Annotated in this window: 1 protein-coding gene; it reads left to right on the forward strand. The window is 71.5% G+C overall.

Annotation, left to right across the window (positions count from 1 at the left end; genetic code table 11):
• On the forward strand, positions 1-1,245 hold a 1,245-nt coding region (locus tag G6019_RS14240; RefSeq protein WP_241726070.1), incomplete at its 5' end, for a M3 family metallopeptidase.
• Positions 1,246-1,425: the final 180 nt, after the last annotated feature.

The following is a 1,425-nucleotide window of genomic DNA, read 5'->3' on the forward strand; positions in this document are numbered from 1 at the left end:
GAGCACGTCCTGGCCGTGGAGACCGCCGGCTCGCCGGACGCGGCACGGGGCCTGCTGCTCGACGTGGTCGACGCCGCCGTCACCAACGCCCGCAACGAGGCCAAGGACCTGCTCGGGGGCGAGGACCGCGAGCTGCACCCGGCCGACTGGGCCTGGGAGTCCGAGCGACTGCGCGCCGAGCGATTCCAGGTGGACGACGCCCGCGTCCGGCCCTACTTCGAGCTCGAGAGGGTGCTCCGCGACGCGGTCATGCACTCGGCGTCCGAGCTCTACGGCCTGCGCTTCGCCGAGCGGACGGACCTTCGCGGGTACCTTCCGGACGTCCGGGTGATCGAGGTGTTCGACGACGAGCGCACCGAGCCCGACGCCGGAGTGGGGCTCTTGCTGCTCGACTACTACGCGCGTCCGACCAAGCGGGGCGGTGCCTGGATGAGCTCCTTCCGCGATCAGTCCCGGCTCCTGGACTCGCGGCCCGTCGTCGTCAACGTCATGAATCTGGCCCGCCCCGCGGCGGGCGAGCCGACGCTGCTCACGATGGACGAGGTCACCACCATGTTCCACGAGTTCGGCCACGCGCTGCACGGCCTGCTGTCGGACGTGGAGTACCCCGTGTTCTCCGGGACCTCGGTGCCGCGCGACTTCGTCGAGTTCCCCTCCCAGGTCAACGAGATGTGGGCCCGCCGCCCGGAGCTGCTCGCACGGTACGCGCGCCACGTGGAGACGGGGGAGCCGATCGACCCGGATCTGGTCGACCGGATGCGGGAGGCCGAGCGCTTCGGGGAAGGCCAGGCCACCGTCGAGTACCTCGCCGCCGCCCTGCTCGACCTGGCCTGGCATTCGCTCACCCCCGCCGAGGCCGAGGCGGTCACGGACGTGGACGAGTTCGAGGCGCGGGTGCTGGCCGACGCGGGCCTGGACGTCCCCGGCGTAAAACCCCGGTACCGGTCGCGGTACTTCCAACACATCTTCGCCGGCGGGTACTCGGCCGCCTACTACTCGTACTTCTGGGCGGAGGTCCTCGACGCGGACGCCGCCGAGTGGTTCTCCGACCGCGGGGGACTGCAGAGGGCGACGGGCGAGGCGATGCGCCGCGAGGTGCTGTCCCGGGGCGGGGCGATCGACTTCCTCGACGCCTATCGGGCGATGCGCGGAGCGGACCCGAGCCCCTCGGCGCTCCTGCGTCGCCGCGGCCTGGACTCGTCGGTGGTGGGTGGCCGCGAGGCCGCCGCCGTCGGTCGGCCGTAGGATCGCGTCGTGACGGCTTTCCTCGAGTTCTGGGACACGGTCGAACTCTGGCTCGCCACGCTGCCCTTCCCACTTCAGGTCTTCATCATGCTCGCGGTGGGCGTCCCGCTGTTCTACCTGGCCGCGGTGGTCGTCGAACGGGTGGCGGATGTGCTCGTGCACCGGTTCCGGGGGCTCGTA

The sequence above is a fragment of the Dietzia sp. DQ12-76 genome, from assembly GCF_014145045.1.
Lineage (GTDB): Bacteria > Actinomycetota > Actinomycetes > Mycobacteriales > Mycobacteriaceae > Dietzia.